Genomic DNA, 14,795 nt, shown 5'->3' with positions numbered 1-14,795 from the left:
ACGCACGCCATGCCCCTGCAAGTCCGCATTGGAATCAATCCCTTGTCGTGGATGAACGACGACCTTCCCTCGCTCGGCGGCGAAACGCCGTTATCCGTCGCGCTGACCGAAGGCCGCGAAATTGGCTATGAAGGCTTCGAACTCGGCAACAAGTTTCCGCGCGAACCGCAAGCGTTGAAGGCGCTGCTCGCGCAATACGATTTAGCCCTTGTTTCAGGCTGGTATTCGGGCCGGCTTGCGCAACGCAGCGCGCAGGAAGAGATAGAAGCAGCGGGTCCGCATCTCGACCTGCTCGCGCAAAACGGCGCGACCGTCATGGTGTACGGGGAAGTCGCGGATTCCATTCAAGGCGCGCCTCGTCCGCTCTATCAACGGCCCCGCTTCTTCTCCGATGCGCAATGGTCGCAATACGCCGAGCGGCTCGACCGCTTCGCGGAATACACGCTGTCCAAGGGCGTGCGCGTCGCCTATCATCATCACATGGGCGCATATGTGGAAACGCCTGCGGACGTGGACCGCCTGATGGCTTCGACGAGCGACGCCGTCGGCCTGCTTTTCGACGCGGGCCACATTACGTTCGCCGGCGGCGATGCGGTCGCGACGCTGCAAAAGCATATTGCCCGCGTGTGCCATGTGCATTGCAAGGACGTGCGCCCCGAAATCGTGAAGCTCGCGCGCAACCGAAACTGGAGCTTTCTCGATGCCGTCATCAATGGCGCGTTCACGGTCCCGGGCGATGGCGCAGTGGACTACGCGGGCATCGTCGCGTGTCTGGCGAGGCACGATTATCGCGGCTGGCTCGTGGTCGAAGCGGAGCAGGACCCCGTAATCGCGCCGAGCCGTGCGTATGCCGAAAAGGGATACCGCACGCTGCGCGGGCTCGTCGACGCAACGCATCAGCACAATTCGAAGGAGGCCGCATGAGCCTGCTAGTGAAAGCATCGCGTGAAGGGCAGACCATCACGCGCGTCACACCGGATTCCGCGGGCTGGAAGCACGTCGGCTTCGCGGCGTATCGTCTCGACGCGGGCGACGTCATTCATGTCTACGACGCGGACCGCGAAAGCTGCATCGTCGTGTTGACGGGCACGGTGAGCGTCGAAGCCGGCGATGAGCATTGGCCCTCGATCGGCTCGCGTGACAGCGTGTTCGAAGATGCCGCGCCGTATGCGGTCTATGTGCCGCCGAAGCTCGCCGCGATCGTGCGGGCCGAGCGCGAATCGGAGATAGGCGTGGCGAGCGCGCCGGCGAAGGGCGTGTATCCGCCGCGGCTCATCACGCCTTCGCAGATGCAGCGCTCGACGCGCGGCAAGCACGCGAATACGCGCTACGTCTGCGATATTCTTCCGCAGACCGAGCCTGCCGAATCGCTGCTCGTGGTGGAAGTGAGAACGCCGGGCGGGCATGCATCGAGTTATCCGCCGCACAAGCACGACCGGGACAACGTGCCGGCCGAGAGCGCGCTGGAAGAGACGTATTACCATCGGCTGGACCCGCCGCAAGGCTTCGCGTTCCAGCGCGTTTATACCGATGAACGCGATCTCGATGAAACGATGTCGGTCGAGGACCGCGACGTGGTGATGGTGCCGCGCGGCTATCATCCGGTCGTCGTGCCTTATGGCTACGACAATTACTATCTCAACGTGATGGCGGGAGAGAAGCGCACGTGGCATTTCAAGAACGATCCAAAGCATGAGTGGATCGTGGAGAGAGATGCCAAGGAGTGAGCGTCAGCCCACCGCGAGCCACTCGCGTACCACGTCGTCGCGCCGCGCCAGTTCCGTAAGCGGCCCATCGAACTGCACCGCGCCATGCCCCATCACGGCGACGCGCGCATCGAGCATGCGCGCGATCGTCAGGCGTTCTTCGATCAGGAGCATCGCGACACCGCGCGAGCGCAGCGCCAACAACGCCTGCGCCACCTGTCCGATCACACGCGGCGCGAGTCCTTCGCCCGGCTCGTCGATGACGATCAGCGCCGGATCACCCATCAGCGTGCGCGCCAGCGCGAGCATCTGCTGCTCGCCGCCCGACAGCGCGCCGGCCTTCACCGTCGCGCGTTCGAGCAGGGACGGAAAGAGCCCGTACGCATCGTCGAGCGTGAAGCGGGCGCCCTTCCTTTCTCCGAGCGAGAGGTTCTCGCGCACGCTCAGCGTCGGAAAGACATCACGCGTTTCCGGCACATAACCGATACCCAGCCGCGCGATGCGAAACGCACGCAAGCCGACGAGCGGCACGCCGCGAAACCGCATGTCGCCCTCGCATCGCACGAGGCCCATGATGGCCTTCGCGAGCGTCGAACGCCCGGATCCGTTGCGTCCGGCGAGCGCGACCGCTTCGCCCTCGCGTATCGCGAGTTGCACGCCATGCAGCACTTGCGCCGCGCCGTACCACGCGCGCAAGCCGTCGATGCGCAGCAGTTCGCTCATGGCGCCGCCCCGAGATAGGCTTCCTGCACGTCGGCGTTCAGGCGTATCGCGGCGGGCGTATCCGAGGCAATCACGCGGCCTCGCACCAGCACCGAAATGCGATCCGCAAGCGCGAACACCGCGTCCATATCGTGTTCGACGACGAGCAGCGTGCGGCCTTCCGTCGTCGCGCGGATCAACGCGAGTGCGCGGGCAGCCTCCGCGCGATTCATGCCCGCAGTCGGCTCGTCGAGCAGGATCAGCGGCGCGTCGGTGGCGAGCGCGATGCCGAGATCCAGCGCGCGCTGCTCCGCATAGGCGAGGCGCGCGGCGGCATCGTCGGCGCGAGAAGACAAGCCGATCGCATCCAGCATCGCGCGAGCGCGATCATCGATTGCCCGGGAATGCAGCCAGCGATCCAGCACGCGTGACGAACCCGCGCCCAGCGCCGCGCAACGCAGGTTGTCGAGCACCGAGAGACCGCCAAACACGCTCGTCGTCTGGAAGCTGCGGGCGAGCATGCGGCTCACGCGTTGCGGTGGCCGCCCGGTGATATCGACGCCTAGCGCGACGATGCGTCCTTCGTCGGGCCGCGTGCGTCCGGAGATCACGTCGAAGAGCGTCGATTTGCCCGCGCCGTTCGGACCGATGATCGCGTGCCGCTCGCCCTGCGCCACGTGGAGATCGACGCCGCGCAGAACGTCGGTCGCGCTGAAGCGTTTGACGACGCCGCGTATGTCGAGCGCGGCGGTCATCGTGCGGTTCTCCGTCGCGCGAGCCACATCGCCAGCATCGCAAGCGGCAGCGCGATGAGCCACATCATGCGCGGCATGTTTTCGCGCGCATACAGCGTCTCTATCACGACGACCGCCGCCACGCTGAAGGCAAGCGCACTCATCAGCCGAAGCGCGACCGTGCGCGCATCGCCCGCCAAGCAGCCGGCGACGCCATCCGGCGACGCCACGACCACCCACATGAATAGAAGCCCGAGGTACATCGGCCATGCGGCGGACACGCTCGCCACCGCGACGCTCACGAACGTCAGCAGAACCGCGCCGATCACCGGCCCGAAGAACGATCCCGTCCCGCCAATCACCGTCGCCACGAGCACACCGGTTGAACGCGCGAGGCCGACGCTTTCCGCCGACACCAGCTCGACATTGATCAGCGACAACACGCCCGCAACGCCCGCGAAGAACGCCGATACGACGAGCATTCCGAAGCGAACGCCGCGCGGCGCGAAGCCGATCGCCGCCGCGCGGGCGGGGTTGTCGCGCACGGCGTTGGCCAGGCGGCACATCGGCGTGCGCGAGAACGCGAACATCGCGATCGACGACACCACGCACCAGCACGCGATCAGCGCGTACGCCTGCCGCAGCGGCCCGAAGGTCCACGCAAACAACGAAGGGCCGCTCGCGCGATCGATCGTCACGCCTGCTTCGCCGCCGAACCAGCCCGGCACGAGCCACACGCTTGCCGCGACGAGTTCGCCGATGCCGAGCGTGATCATCGCGAACGGCGTGCCGGCCCGTGGCGTAGAGATCGCGCCGATCGGCAAGGCGACGAGTGCAGCCGCGCATCCACCGGCGAGAGGCAACAGCGGCAACGGCACGCCGAACGCATTGAACGCGTGCGCGGCGGCGAACGCGCCGAGTCCGGCATAAACCGCATGGCCGAACGACAACAGGCCGGTTTCGCCGAGCAAGAGGTTGTAGGAGAGCGCGAAGACGATGAGCGTCGCCGTCTGCGCGAGATACGCGAGCAGCCACGATTGATCGATGAACAACGGCGGCAGCGCGAGCGCCGCGATGAGCGCAATGAACTTAAGCATCGCTTGCGCGTTCGCCAAGCAGGCCATGCGGCCGCGCGGCCAGCATCGCGACGAGCAGCGCATAGGGCAGCACCGGCGCGAGTTGCGCCACGGTCAGCGCCGCCCACGCATCGGGCAAGCTCAGTCCGAACGAGGCCGCGATGCTGCCCGCCGATGCCGTCGATCCCACCGAAAACGTCTGCACGCAGCCGATCACGAGCGATGCGATCAACGCCCCCGCCAGCGATCCGATCCCGCCTATCACGACGACGACGAACACGATCGGCCCCATTGCATCGGCCATCGCGGGTTCGACGACGGCGAGCGGCGCGCCGATCACGCCCGCGAGCGCCGCCAGCGCGCAGCCGCCGGCGAAGACCGTCGTGAAGATGCGCGGCACGTCGTGGCCGAGCGTTTCGACGGTGGCGGGATGCGTCAATGCCGCGCGCACGATGAGGCCCGTCTTCGAGATGCGCAGCGCAATGGCGAGCGCGGCGAGCATCGCAATCGAGAGCGTCATCATGAACACGCGATAACGCGGAAACGCTGCGCCGTAGAGCGTGAAGAGCGAGCCATCGAGCAGAGGCGGAACGGCCGCGGGCACGGGGCCGAGTCCCCAGATCAGCTTCACGCCTTCGCCGATGACCATCGCCGCGCCGAAAGTCAGCAGCAGTTCAGCGAGCGCGCCGCGCGGATGCACGCGCCTGAGAAGGTATCGCTCGAAGACCGCCCCGAGCACGCCCACGACGACCGGCGCGATCGCGAGCGCGCCCCAGTAGCCGAGATGAACCGCGAGCGCCTGCGCCACGTAGGCGCCGAGCATGTAGACGCTCGCGTGCGCGAAGTTGAGCACGCCGAGCATCGAAAAGATCAGCGTGAGGCCGGCCGACAGCATGAAAAGCAGCAGCCCGACGCTCACGCCGTTGAGCAGGCTGACGATGAACCACTGAAGCAAGACGAAGCCCTCAAGCGTGGACGAGCGGCTTCAACGCAGCGACGAGCGGCGCGGGCAACGGCACCGGCCGGCGCGTCACGCGATTCACGTACACATGCACGAAATGCCCTTGCGCCGCCGCCTCTTCCGAGTCTTCGGCGAAGATCGCGACTTCATAGCGCACGCTCGTATTGCCGAGCTTTTCGATGCGCAAGCCTGCATCGATACGCTGCGGAAACACGACCGATGCGAAGAAGTTGCAGCGCGTCTCGACGACCAGCCCGATCGTCTCGCCTTCGCTGAAATCGAGCACGCCGGCGCGCAGCAAATACTCGTTCACCACGGTATCGAAGTAGCTGTAATAGACGACGTTGTTCACATGCCCGTAGACGTCGTTATCGGACCAGCGCGTGCTGATCGACAGGAAGTGCGGATAGTCCGCGCGCGTGGTCCGTACCGGCTTGTTCATCGTTCAGAGCGACTCCGTCAGCATGCGCCGATAGTCCTCGGCGCTCGCCTCGCGCGGATTCGTCTTGTGGCAGTGATCCGCCAGCGCGCCCTTCACGACCTTGTCGAACATGGACGCATCGACGCCCATCTGCGACAGACGCGTCGGCAGGCCGAGGCGCTCGGTCATGTCGTGCACGGCTTGCGCGACATCGGCGTCATCGGCGAGATTCATCACGCGGCGCATGCGGGCGAAGCGCCGCTCGGCCACCACCGTCGGCGCGCTTTCGTTGAAGCGAAGCACGGCGGGCAGCACGACCGCGTTCAGCGTGCCATGATGCAGCGACGTGCGCCCGTTCACCGGGAGGCCGCCCAGCGGATGCGACAGCGAATGCACGCAGCCGAGGCCCTTCTGAAACGCCATCGCGCCCTGCATGGATGCGGACATCATGTTGAGACGCGCGTCGCGGTCCTGACCGTCGTGCGTCGCGCGCTCGATGTTGGCCCAGGCGCGCTCGAGGCCATCGAGCGCGATGCCATCGGCGGGCGGATTGAACGCGGGCGCCAGAAAAGTTTCGATGCAATGCGCGATCGCGTCCATGCCGGTTGCGGCCGTCAGACCGGGCGGCAGGCCGAGCGTCAGCGCGGGATCGCAGACCGCGGACTTCGGCAGCAGATGCCACGAGTGAAAGCCGAGCTTGCGCCCGTCGTTCAGGATGATGATCGCGCCGCGCGCCACTTCGCTGCCCGTGCCCGATGTGGTCGGCACCGCGATCAGCGGCGCGGCGCGCTCGGTGATCTTGCCGCTGCCGCCTTCGATGGTCGCGTACGAGGTGAGCGGCTCGTCGTGTGTCGCCGCGATGGCGACGCCCTTCGCCAGATCGATCGACGATCCGCCGCCCACTGCGATCAGACCGTCGCAGCCTTCGCGTTTGTAGTGATCGGCGGCTTGCATGACCATCGCTTCGGTCGGATTCGACGGGGTATCGTCGAACACGGGCAGCGCGCCGAGCTTCGCGCTTTCGACGACGCGCGCAGCCAGCCCCGCCGCCGCCACGCCCTTGTCCGTGATGACGAGCGGCCGCTTGATGCCGATGCGCTCGCATTCGCTGTGCAGCATCGCGAGCGAGTCATAGCCGAGATGGATATGCGTCAGATAGAAGATGAAGGCCATGGCGGGCGACGATTCCTAACGCAGGGTGGATAGTGCGGCCATGTTAGGAGCCGCGCGGCGCGCGTGTCAATCGGGTATCGGCGTGCAGCCGGTCAACTTGCGGCAAGCGCGCGCACTTCGTCGGTGAACCGTTCGACGGTCTCTTGCGCCGTGTCCCAGGCGCACATCAGGCGGCAGCCGCCCGAGCCGATGAACTGGTAGAACCGCCAGCCCTTCGCGCGCAGCCCCGCCGAAACCTGCGGCGGCAGTTCAGCGAACACCGCGTTCGACTGCGGCTTGAAGAGCACGTTGACGCCGGGGATACCGGCGAGACGCTCGGCCATCAGTTGCGCCATCGCGTTGGAATGGCGGGCGTTGCGCAGCCAGACGTCGTTATTGAGTAGACCGAGCCACGGCGCCGAGATGAAGCGCATCTTCGAAGCGAGCTGCCCCGCCTGCTTCAGGCGATACGCGAAATCCGCGGCGAGCGCCTTGTCGAAGAACACGACCGCCTCGCCCACCGGCAAGCCGTTCTTCGTGCCGCCGAAGCAGAGCACGTCGACGCCCGCGCGCCACGTGATCTCCGACGGATGCACGTTCAGCGTCGCGACCGCATTCGCGAAACGCGCGCCGTCCATGTGGACTTTCAGATGCCGGCGCTTCGCGATGGCCGCGATCGCGCGCACTTCCTCGACGGTGTAGACCGTGCCGACTTCGGTGGCCTGCGTGAGCGCGACGACCTTGGGCTTCGGATAGTGGATATCGGCGCGCTTCGTCACCAGCTCTTCGATGGCGTCCGGCGTGAGCTTGCCGTTCTCGCCCTTCGCGGTGAGTAATTTCGAGCCGCCGGAGAAAAACTCGGGGCCGCCGCATTCGTCGGTTTCGATATGCGCGAGCTCGTGGCAAATGACCGAGTGATACGACTGACACAGCGACGCCAGCGCGAGCGAATTGGCGGCCGTGCCGTTGAAGACGAAGAACACTTCGCAGTCGGTCTGGAACAGTTCGCGGATGCGGTCGCAGACGCGTGCGGTCCACGAATCGTCGCCATAAGCGGGTTCGTGTCCGCTCGTGTTCGCCTCGACGAGCGCGGCGAGCGCTTCGGGGCAGATGCCGGCGTAATTGTCGGAGGCGAAGTGTTGCGTGAGATGCGTGGGCGCTGTCATGGGATCGCTTCGATGGCTGTTGACTCAGGCGCATGTACAGGCTCGCGCCACGAATTGCCGGCCATTTTAGCGGTTGGCCGCGCGGTCCCGCTGCATGGGTCCGCGCGGCCTGCCGTGGTTTACTTTGCTGCCGGTGCGCTTGCCGCCGCGGCCTGCTGCGCCTTCTTCTCCTTCTTGTTCGCTTCGTGATGGCCGATCGCGCAGCCGCCGACCGCGCCCGCCGTGCCGTGCTTGCCGGCCACGTGACCCGCGACGCCGCCTACCGCCGCGCCTTCCAGACAGCCCTTCGCCTGCACGGCGCCGGTCGCGGTAATCATCGTGGCGGCCAGCAGCATCGATGCGAACTTGCGATTCATCATTCATCTCCTTCGTCGTTGGGATGAACGACCATTTGCACGCGCTGTGCCTGACAAACCGTAATGCAAAACGGCCCGGTCGACGTGAGCCGACCGGGCCGCTTCATCCTGCTTACTGGTTTACCGCGATGCTCAGAGCTGCTGCTGCACCCAGCCCGTCACGCCGGCGAGCGCCGCCGGCAGCTTCGACGGCTCGGTGCCGCCCGCTTGCGCCATGTCGGGACGTCCGCCGCCCTTGCCGCCCACTTGCTGCGCGACGAAGTTGACGAGTTCGCCCGCCTTCACCTTCTTCGACGCATCCGGCGTCACGCCTGCGATCAGGCTGACCTTGCCGCCATCGACCGAAGCAAGCACGATGGCCGCGCTCTTCAGCTTGTCCTTCAGCTTGTCGACGGTTTCGCGCAGCGTCTTCACGTCGGCGCCTTCCAGTTGCGCGGCGAGCACCTGCACGCCGGCCACGTCGACGGCTTGCGAGACGAGCTCATCGCCCTGGCTCGATGCGAGCTTCGACTTGAGCGCCGACAGTTCCTTTTCCAGCGACTTCACGTGCTCCTGAACCTGCGCGATGCGCTGCGTGAGTTCGGCGGGCTGCGCCTTCAGCACGTTCGCGGCGGCGTTGATGCGCGCGTCGAGTTCCTGCACGTAGCGCACGGCGTTGTCGCCGGTGATGGCTTCGACGCGGCGAATGCCCGCCGCCACGCCGCCTTCCATCACGATCTTGAAGAAGCCGATGTCGCCGGTGCGCTGCACGTGCGTGCCGCCGCACAGTTCGCGCGAAAAGCCGAGGTCGAGCACGCGCACGGTGTCGCCGTATTTCTCGCCGAAGAGCGCCATTGCGCCGCCCTTCACGGCTTCGTCGTAAGGCATCACGCGCACGACGCCCGGCGCATTCGCGATGATTTCCGCATTGACGATTTCCTCGACGCGGCGGATTTCGTCGTCCGTCATCGGCGCGTTGTGCGCGAAGTCGAAGCGGGTTTTATCGGCATCGACGAGCGAGCCTTTCTGCTGCACGTGGCCGCCGAGCACTTCGCGTAACGCCTTGTGCATCAGGTGCGTGGCCGAGTGGTTGCGCGCGGTGCGGGCGCGGCGGATGGCGTCGATCTGCGCCTTCACCACGTCGCCGACCTTCAGCGTTCCTTGTGCGACCGTGCCGTGATGGCCGACGACATCGGCTTGCACCTTCAGCGTGTCGGCGACTTCGAAGCGCGTGGCGGCGTTCACGAGCACGCCCTGATCGCCCGCCTGACCGCCGGATTCCGCGTAGAACGGCGTGTGATCCAGCACGACGACGGCCTGCTGGCCGTGAGCCGCCTCCTTCACCGAAGCGCCTTCGACATAGATCGCGACGATTTTCGCGTCGTCGAAGATGTCCTTTTCGTAGCCGTGGAAGGTGGTCTTCGCGCCCGAGTACTCCAGCCCCGCTGCGAGCTTGAACTTGCCGGCCGCGCGGGCCTGATCGCGCTGGCGGGCCATTGCGTCGTCGAACGCGGGTTCGTCGACGGTCACGCCGCGCTCGCGGCACACGTCCGCGGTCAGATCGAGCGGAAAGCCGTAGGTGTCGTGCAGCTTGAACGCGAGTTCGCCGTCCAGTTGCTTGACGCCCTTCTTTTCCAGTTCGGCGAGTTCGCCTTCGAGGATCGACATGCCGTGTTCGATCGTCTCGAAGAAGCGCTCTTCTTCCTGGCGAAGCACGTCGGTCACGCGCTGCTGCGCATCCTTCAGTTCCGGATACGCCGCGCCCATCTCGGCGACGAGATCGGCCACGAGCTTGTGGAAGAACGCGCCCTTCTTGCCGAGCTTGTAGCCGTGGCGGATCGCGCGGCGCACGATACGGCGCAGCACATAGCCGCGGCCTTCGTTGCCGGGGATCACGCCGTCGACGATCAGGAACGAGCACGCGCGGATATGGTCGGCGATGACCTTCAGCGAGTTGTTCTCGAGATCGGCGGTGCTGGTTTCGCGGGCGGCGGCCTTGATGAGCGTCTGGAAGAGATCGATCTCGTAGTTGCTGTGCACGTGCTGCAGCACCGCTGCGAGACGTTCGAGGCCCATGCCGGTATCGACGCACTGCTTAGGCAGCGGCGTCATGTTGCCCTGGGCGTCGCGGTTGAACTGCATGAACACGAGATTCCAGATCTCGATGAAGCGGTCGCCGTCTTCCTCGGGCGATCCCGGCGGGCCGCCCCAGATTTCCGGGCCGTGGTCGTAGAACACTTCGGAGCACGGACCGCACGGGCCGGTGTCGGCCATCTGCCAGAAGTTGTCCGATGCGTAGCGCGCGCCCTTGTTGTCGCCGATGCGAATGATGCGCTCGACCGGCACGCCGATTTCCTTCGCCCAGATGTCGAAGGCTTCGTCGTCTTCCTGATAGACGGTGACGGTGAGCTTCTCCGGCGGCAGCATGTAGACCTTGGTCAACAGCTCCCAGCAATAGTGGATGGCGTCGCGCTTGAAGTAGTCGCCGAACGAGAAGTTGCCGAGCATCTCGAAGAACGTGTGATGACGCGCGGTATAGCCGACGTTCTCGAGATCGTTATGCTTGCCGCCCGCGCGCACGCTGCGCTGCGCGGTGGTCGCCCGCGAATAGGGCCGCGATTCCGCGCCGAGGAACACGTCCTTGAACTGGACCATGCCCGAGTTGGTGAAAAGCAGCGTCGGGTCGTTGCCGGGCACGAGGCTCGACGAGCGGACGATCGTGTGACCCTTCGATTCGAAAAACTTCAGGAATTTCTCGCGTATTTCGGCGGCTTTCATGGCGTACGGGGCTTTTTGCGTTTCTGCTGGTTTTCTGACGAAGCCTTTTCGAAGCCCGTGAACCGGGGGCTCGGCAAGACTAAAAGTAAGTTTTTGATTATACGGGATTGGCCCGTTGCCACCGCGCCCGCCAACGCTGCTGCGTTAAGCTTGCACCTGGCCCGCTCAACCACCGTTGAGCAGTCGAAACCGAACAAAAACCGGAGACAAAGCCTGTGGGAGCGTTAAGCCACATCCGCGTACTGGACCTGACCCGCGTGCTGGCGGGGCCGTGGTGCGCCCAGACCTTGAGCGACCTCGGCGCGGACGTCATCAAGATCGAGCGGCCGCAAACCGGCGACGACACGCGTCACTGGGGTCCGCCGTACCTGAAGACAGCCGACGGCGCGGACACCCGCGAAGCCGCCTATTACCTCGCGGCGAACCGCAACAAGCGTTCGGTGACGGTCGATATCGCCACGCCCGAAGGCCAGCGGATCGTGCGCGAACTGGCCGCGCAGAGCGATGTCGTGCTGGAGAACTACAAGGTCGGCCAGTTGAAGAAGTACGGGCTCGATTACGCGTCGCTGAAAGCGGTGAAGCCGGACATCGTCTATTGCTCGGTGACGGGCTTCGGGCAGACCGGGCCGTATGCGCAGCGCGCGGGCTACGACTTCATCATTCAGGGCATCGGCGGCTTCATGAGCATCACCGGCGAGCGTGACGGCCAGCCGGGCGGCGGGCCGCAGAAGGCCGGCGTCGCGATCGCCGATCTGATGACGGGCATGTACGCGACGGTCGGCGTGCTTGCGGCGCTGGCGCATCGGGACCGGACGGGCGAAGGGCAATACATCGACATGGCGCTGCTCGATGTCCAGGTCGCGATGCTCGCGAACATGAACACGAATTTCCTGGCGAGCGGCAAGCCGCCGGTGCGCTGGGGCAACGCGCATCCGAACATCGTGCCGTATCAGACGTTCCAGACGAGCGATGGATGGATCATCGTCGCCGTGGGCAATGACGGCCAGTTCCGCAAGTTCGTCGAAGCCGGCGGACGCGCCGAACTCGCCGACGATGCGCGCTTCGCAGCCAATCCGTCGCGCGTGCGCAACCGCGACGTGCTCGTGCCGATCCTCGCGGACATGGTGCGTGCGCGCGGCAAGCACGAATGGCTCGCGGCGCTCGAAGCGGCGGGCGTGCCGTGCGGGCCGATCAACGATCTCGGCGAAGTCTTCGACGACCCTCAGGTGATCGCGCGTCAGATGCAGATCGATCTGCCGCATCCCGAAGCGGGCGCGGTGAAGCTCGTCGCCAATCCGATCAAAATGAGCGCGACGCCGCCCGAAGCGCGCACGCATCCGCCGATGCTGGGCGAGCATACGGCCAGCGTGCTGTCGGACGTGCTGGGGTACGACGAGGCGCGGATCGCGCGGTTGCGGGAAGCGAAGGTGATCTGAGGCTCAGTGCGATGCGCTCCCGCCGGCCGACGCCGGAGCGCATCGGCCTCATGCGCCCTTGCTCCGCCCTTACCGCGTCCCCGCCCCGATCAGGCCGCCCGCCGCCGCACCCGCGATGGTCCCCACGGGCCCGCCCGTCAGCACGTAGCCGAGCGCGCCGCCCGCGCCTGCGCCGATGGCCGCGTGAGCCTGCTGGCGCGACAATCCCGAGCACGCGGCAAGGCTGGAAACGAGTGCGGCGGCAGCCGCGAGCTTCATGGTCGTGATGGCGATCTTCTTCATGGTCGAAATCCTTGTGTTGTCGTTGTGATGTCTTGTGCGTCCTGCGCCCGGCATCCCGGCAGTTTCGAAAGCGGCCGGAACCGGACTTGGCGACGCGATCTTAAAATTCTCCGAACGCCGCCCACAAGCCGATTTACGTCCCGTTACCGTCGTTACGATCGACGCGCTCGCGATCCCGCCGCCTGACGCCGGAACCACGCCCGTCGCGGTTGCGTAAGGTAGAATCGTCCCGATATTTAATGCATTCGAACGCGTTCTAGCCGCGACGAACGTTTCCCGAACCGATTCCCCACGCAGCAGCACGTTGGCACTCTTCTCCGCATGAACACCGATCGCAACGACGCCCCGGCGCCATCCAATTTCATCCGCAACATCATCGAAGACGACAACCGCTCCGGCAAATGGGCGCAGCGCGTCGAGACGCGCTTTCCGCCCGAGCCGAACGGCTACCTGCACATCGGCCATGCGAAGAGCATCTGCGTGAACTTCGGGCTGGCTGCGGACTATGGCGGCGTCTGTCACCTGCGTTTCGACGATACGAATCCCGAGAAGGAAAGCGTCGAATACGTCGATTCCATCATCGACGCCGTGAAGTGGCTCGGCTTCGACTGGAACAAGGACGGCCGCGAGCACAAGTACTTCGCGAGCGACTACTACGACAAGCTGTATGAGTTCGCCGAGAAGCTCATCGAGAAAGGCCAGGCGTATGTCGACAGCCAGAGCGCCGAAGAGATGCGCGCGACGCGCGGCTCGGCCACCGAAGCCGGCATCAACTCGCCGTATCGCAGCCGCACGCCCGAGGAAAACCTCGACCTCTTCCGCCGCATGAAGGCGGGCGAGTTCAAGGAAGGCGAGCACGTGCTGCGCGCGAAGATCGACATGGCGTCGCCGAACTTCAACATGCGCGATCCGGTGATCTACCGCATCCGCTTCGCGCATCACTACCGCACGGGCGACAAGTGGTGCATCTACCCGATGTACGACTACGCGCACTGCGTTTCGGACGCGCTCGAGAACATCACGCATTCGCTGTGCACGCTGGAATTCGAGGATCATCGGCCGCTTTACGACTGGTTCCTCGCGCAGCTCGCCGACGACGGCGTGTTCGTGCGTCCGCTGCCGCAGCAAATCGAGTTTTCGCGGTTGAACCTCACGTATGCCATCACCAGCAAGCGCAAGCTGCTGCAGCTCGTGCAGGACAACCACGTCGAAGGCTGGGACGATCCGCGCATGCCGACCATCGTCGGCGTGCGGCGGCGCGGCTTCACGCCGGAAAGCATCCGGCTGATGGTGGAGCGCGTCGGCGTGACGAAGGTCGATTCGTGGATCGACATGAGCATCCTCGAAGGCGCGCTGCGCGACGATCTCGACGAAAAAGCGCCCCGCGCGATCGCCGTGCTCGATCCGCTGAAGCTCATCATCGACAACTATCCGGAAGGACAGACCGACGAGTGCAGCGCACCGGTGCATCCGCATCATGCGGATCGCGGCACGCGCACCTTCCCGTTTTCGCGCGAACTGTGGATCGAGCGCGAAGACTTCCAGGAAACGCCGCCCAAGGGCTACTTCCGCCTGTTCCCCGGCAACAAGGTGCGCCTCAAATACGGCTTCGTCGTGGAATGCACCGGCGCGGACAAGGACGAAAACGGCAACGTGATCGCCGTCCACTGCAACTACTTCCCCGACAGCAAGTCCGGCACGGAAGGCGCGAACGCGTACAAGGTGAAGGGCACGATTCACTGGGTCAGCGCGGCCACGGCCTATGCCGCCGAAGTCCGCATCTACGACCGGCTGTTCAAGGAACCGCAGCCCGGCGCGGGTGGCGCGGAGTTTTTGGATGCGCTCAACCCGGCATCGAAGCGCGTCGTGAACGCGTATCTCGAACCGAGCGCCCGCGAAGCGTTGCCCGAAGATCGCTTCCAGTTCGAGCGGCACGGCTACTTCGTCGCGGATCGCGTCGATTCGCAGCCGGGCAAGCCGGTGTTCAACCGCATCGTCAGCCTGCGCGACAGCTGGGGCAAGCCGGCCTGAGGCCGGCCGCATCGC

The 14,795-nt window shown here is 65.5% G+C and carries 14 protein-coding genes; 4 read left to right on the top strand and 10 right to left on the bottom strand.

From position 1 onward, the window contains the following. Positions 1–9 precede the first annotated feature (9 nt). Entirely contained in the window at positions 10–924 is a 915-nt protein-coding gene (gene iolE / locus AB6804_RS12570; RefSeq protein ID WP_370886716.1) for a myo-inosose-2 dehydratase, read from the top strand. Further along, the gene (iolB, locus tag AB6804_RS12565) at positions 921–1,727 is read left to right on the top strand and encodes a 5-deoxy-glucuronate isomerase (RefSeq protein WP_370886715.1); all 807 of its coding nucleotides are present in this window, start codon (positions 921–923) and stop codon (positions 1,725–1,727) included. The genes iolE and iolB overlap by 4 nt, the downstream gene beginning before the upstream one ends. A gap of 3 nt (positions 1,728–1,730) precedes the next feature. Here iolB and AB6804_RS12560 read toward each other — a convergent pair whose 3' ends face one another. From AB6804_RS12560 to alaS, 9 genes are all read right to left on the bottom strand, one after another. Continuing rightward, on the bottom strand, positions 1,731–2,429 hold the full coding sequence (locus AB6804_RS12560; protein ID WP_370886714.1) for an ABC transporter ATP-binding protein: 699 nt from the start codon (positions 2,427–2,429) through the stop codon (positions 1,731–1,733). After that, a complete protein-coding gene (locus tag AB6804_RS12555) occupies positions 2,426–3,163 on the bottom strand; it encodes an ABC transporter ATP-binding protein (protein WP_370886713.1) in 738 nt (245 codons plus the stop codon). The genes AB6804_RS12560 and AB6804_RS12555 overlap by 4 nt, the downstream gene beginning before the upstream one ends. Then, on the bottom strand, positions 3,160–4,239 hold the full coding sequence (locus tag AB6804_RS12550; RefSeq protein WP_370886712.1) for a branched-chain amino acid ABC transporter permease: 1,080 nt from the start codon (positions 4,237–4,239) through the stop codon (positions 3,160–3,162). Before AB6804_RS12550 ends, AB6804_RS12555 begins: the two co-directional genes overlap by 4 nt. After that, positions 4,232–5,113, bottom strand: a complete 882-nt coding sequence (locus AB6804_RS12545) for a branched-chain amino acid ABC transporter permease (protein ID WP_370886826.1) — start codon at positions 5,111–5,113, stop codon at positions 4,232–4,234. Before AB6804_RS12545 ends, AB6804_RS12550 begins: the two co-directional genes overlap by 8 nt. Before the next feature lie 70 nt (positions 5,114–5,183). Beyond that, entirely contained in the window at positions 5,184–5,621 is a 438-nt protein-coding gene (locus AB6804_RS12540) for a thioesterase family protein (RefSeq protein ID WP_035959516.1), read from the bottom strand. A gap of 3 nt (positions 5,622–5,624) precedes the next feature. Continuing rightward, positions 5,625–6,773, bottom strand: coding sequence for an iron-containing alcohol dehydrogenase (locus tag AB6804_RS12535; RefSeq protein WP_370886711.1), 1,149 nt, complete (start codon positions 6,771–6,773; stop codon positions 5,625–5,627). Between the two features lie 92 nt (positions 6,774–6,865). Then, positions 6,866–7,918, bottom strand: coding sequence for a low specificity L-threonine aldolase (locus AB6804_RS12530; RefSeq protein ID WP_370886710.1), 1,053 nt, complete (start codon positions 7,916–7,918; stop codon positions 6,866–6,868). A 119-nt stretch (positions 7,919–8,037) separates the two neighbouring features. Next, positions 8,038–8,274 (bottom strand): hypothetical protein, encoded by a 237-nt coding sequence (locus AB6804_RS12525; RefSeq protein WP_035959839.1) that lies wholly within the window; start codon positions 8,272–8,274, stop codon positions 8,038–8,040. A gap of 132 nt (positions 8,275–8,406) precedes the next feature. Beyond that, positions 8,407–11,031, bottom strand: a complete 2,625-nt coding sequence (alaS, locus tag AB6804_RS12520) for an alanine--tRNA ligase (protein ID WP_244794398.1) — start codon at positions 11,029–11,031, stop codon at positions 8,407–8,409. Positions 11,032–11,246: 215 nt separating this feature from the next. Between alaS and AB6804_RS12515 the strand changes: the two genes are divergently transcribed. Continuing rightward, positions 11,247–12,467: a CaiB/BaiF CoA transferase family protein gene (locus AB6804_RS12515; protein ID WP_370886709.1), complete on the top strand. Its 1,221-nt coding sequence runs from the start codon at positions 11,247–11,249 to the stop codon at positions 12,465–12,467. A gap of 69 nt (positions 12,468–12,536) precedes the next feature. On the opposite strand, the gene AB6804_RS12510 is transcribed toward AB6804_RS12515, so the two are convergent. Continuing rightward, positions 12,537–12,749, bottom strand: coding sequence for a hypothetical protein (locus AB6804_RS12510; protein WP_035959522.1), 213 nt, complete (start codon positions 12,747–12,749; stop codon positions 12,537–12,539). Between the two features lie 321 nt (positions 12,750–13,070). Between AB6804_RS12510 and AB6804_RS12505 the strand changes: the two genes are divergently transcribed. Continuing rightward, positions 13,071–14,780 carry a glutamine--tRNA ligase/YqeY domain fusion protein gene (locus tag AB6804_RS12505; RefSeq protein ID WP_370886708.1) on the top strand — a complete coding sequence of 570 codons (1,710 nt, stop codon included), beginning with the start codon at positions 13,071–13,073 and terminating at the stop codon, positions 14,778–14,780. Positions 14,781–14,795 lie beyond the last annotated feature (15 nt).

This window comes from Caballeronia sp. RCC_10 (assembly GCF_041360715.1).
Taxonomy (GTDB): Bacteria; Pseudomonadota; Gammaproteobacteria; order Burkholderiales; family Burkholderiaceae; genus Caballeronia; species Caballeronia grimmiae.
This window is presented reverse-complemented; position numbering and strand designations above follow the sequence as displayed.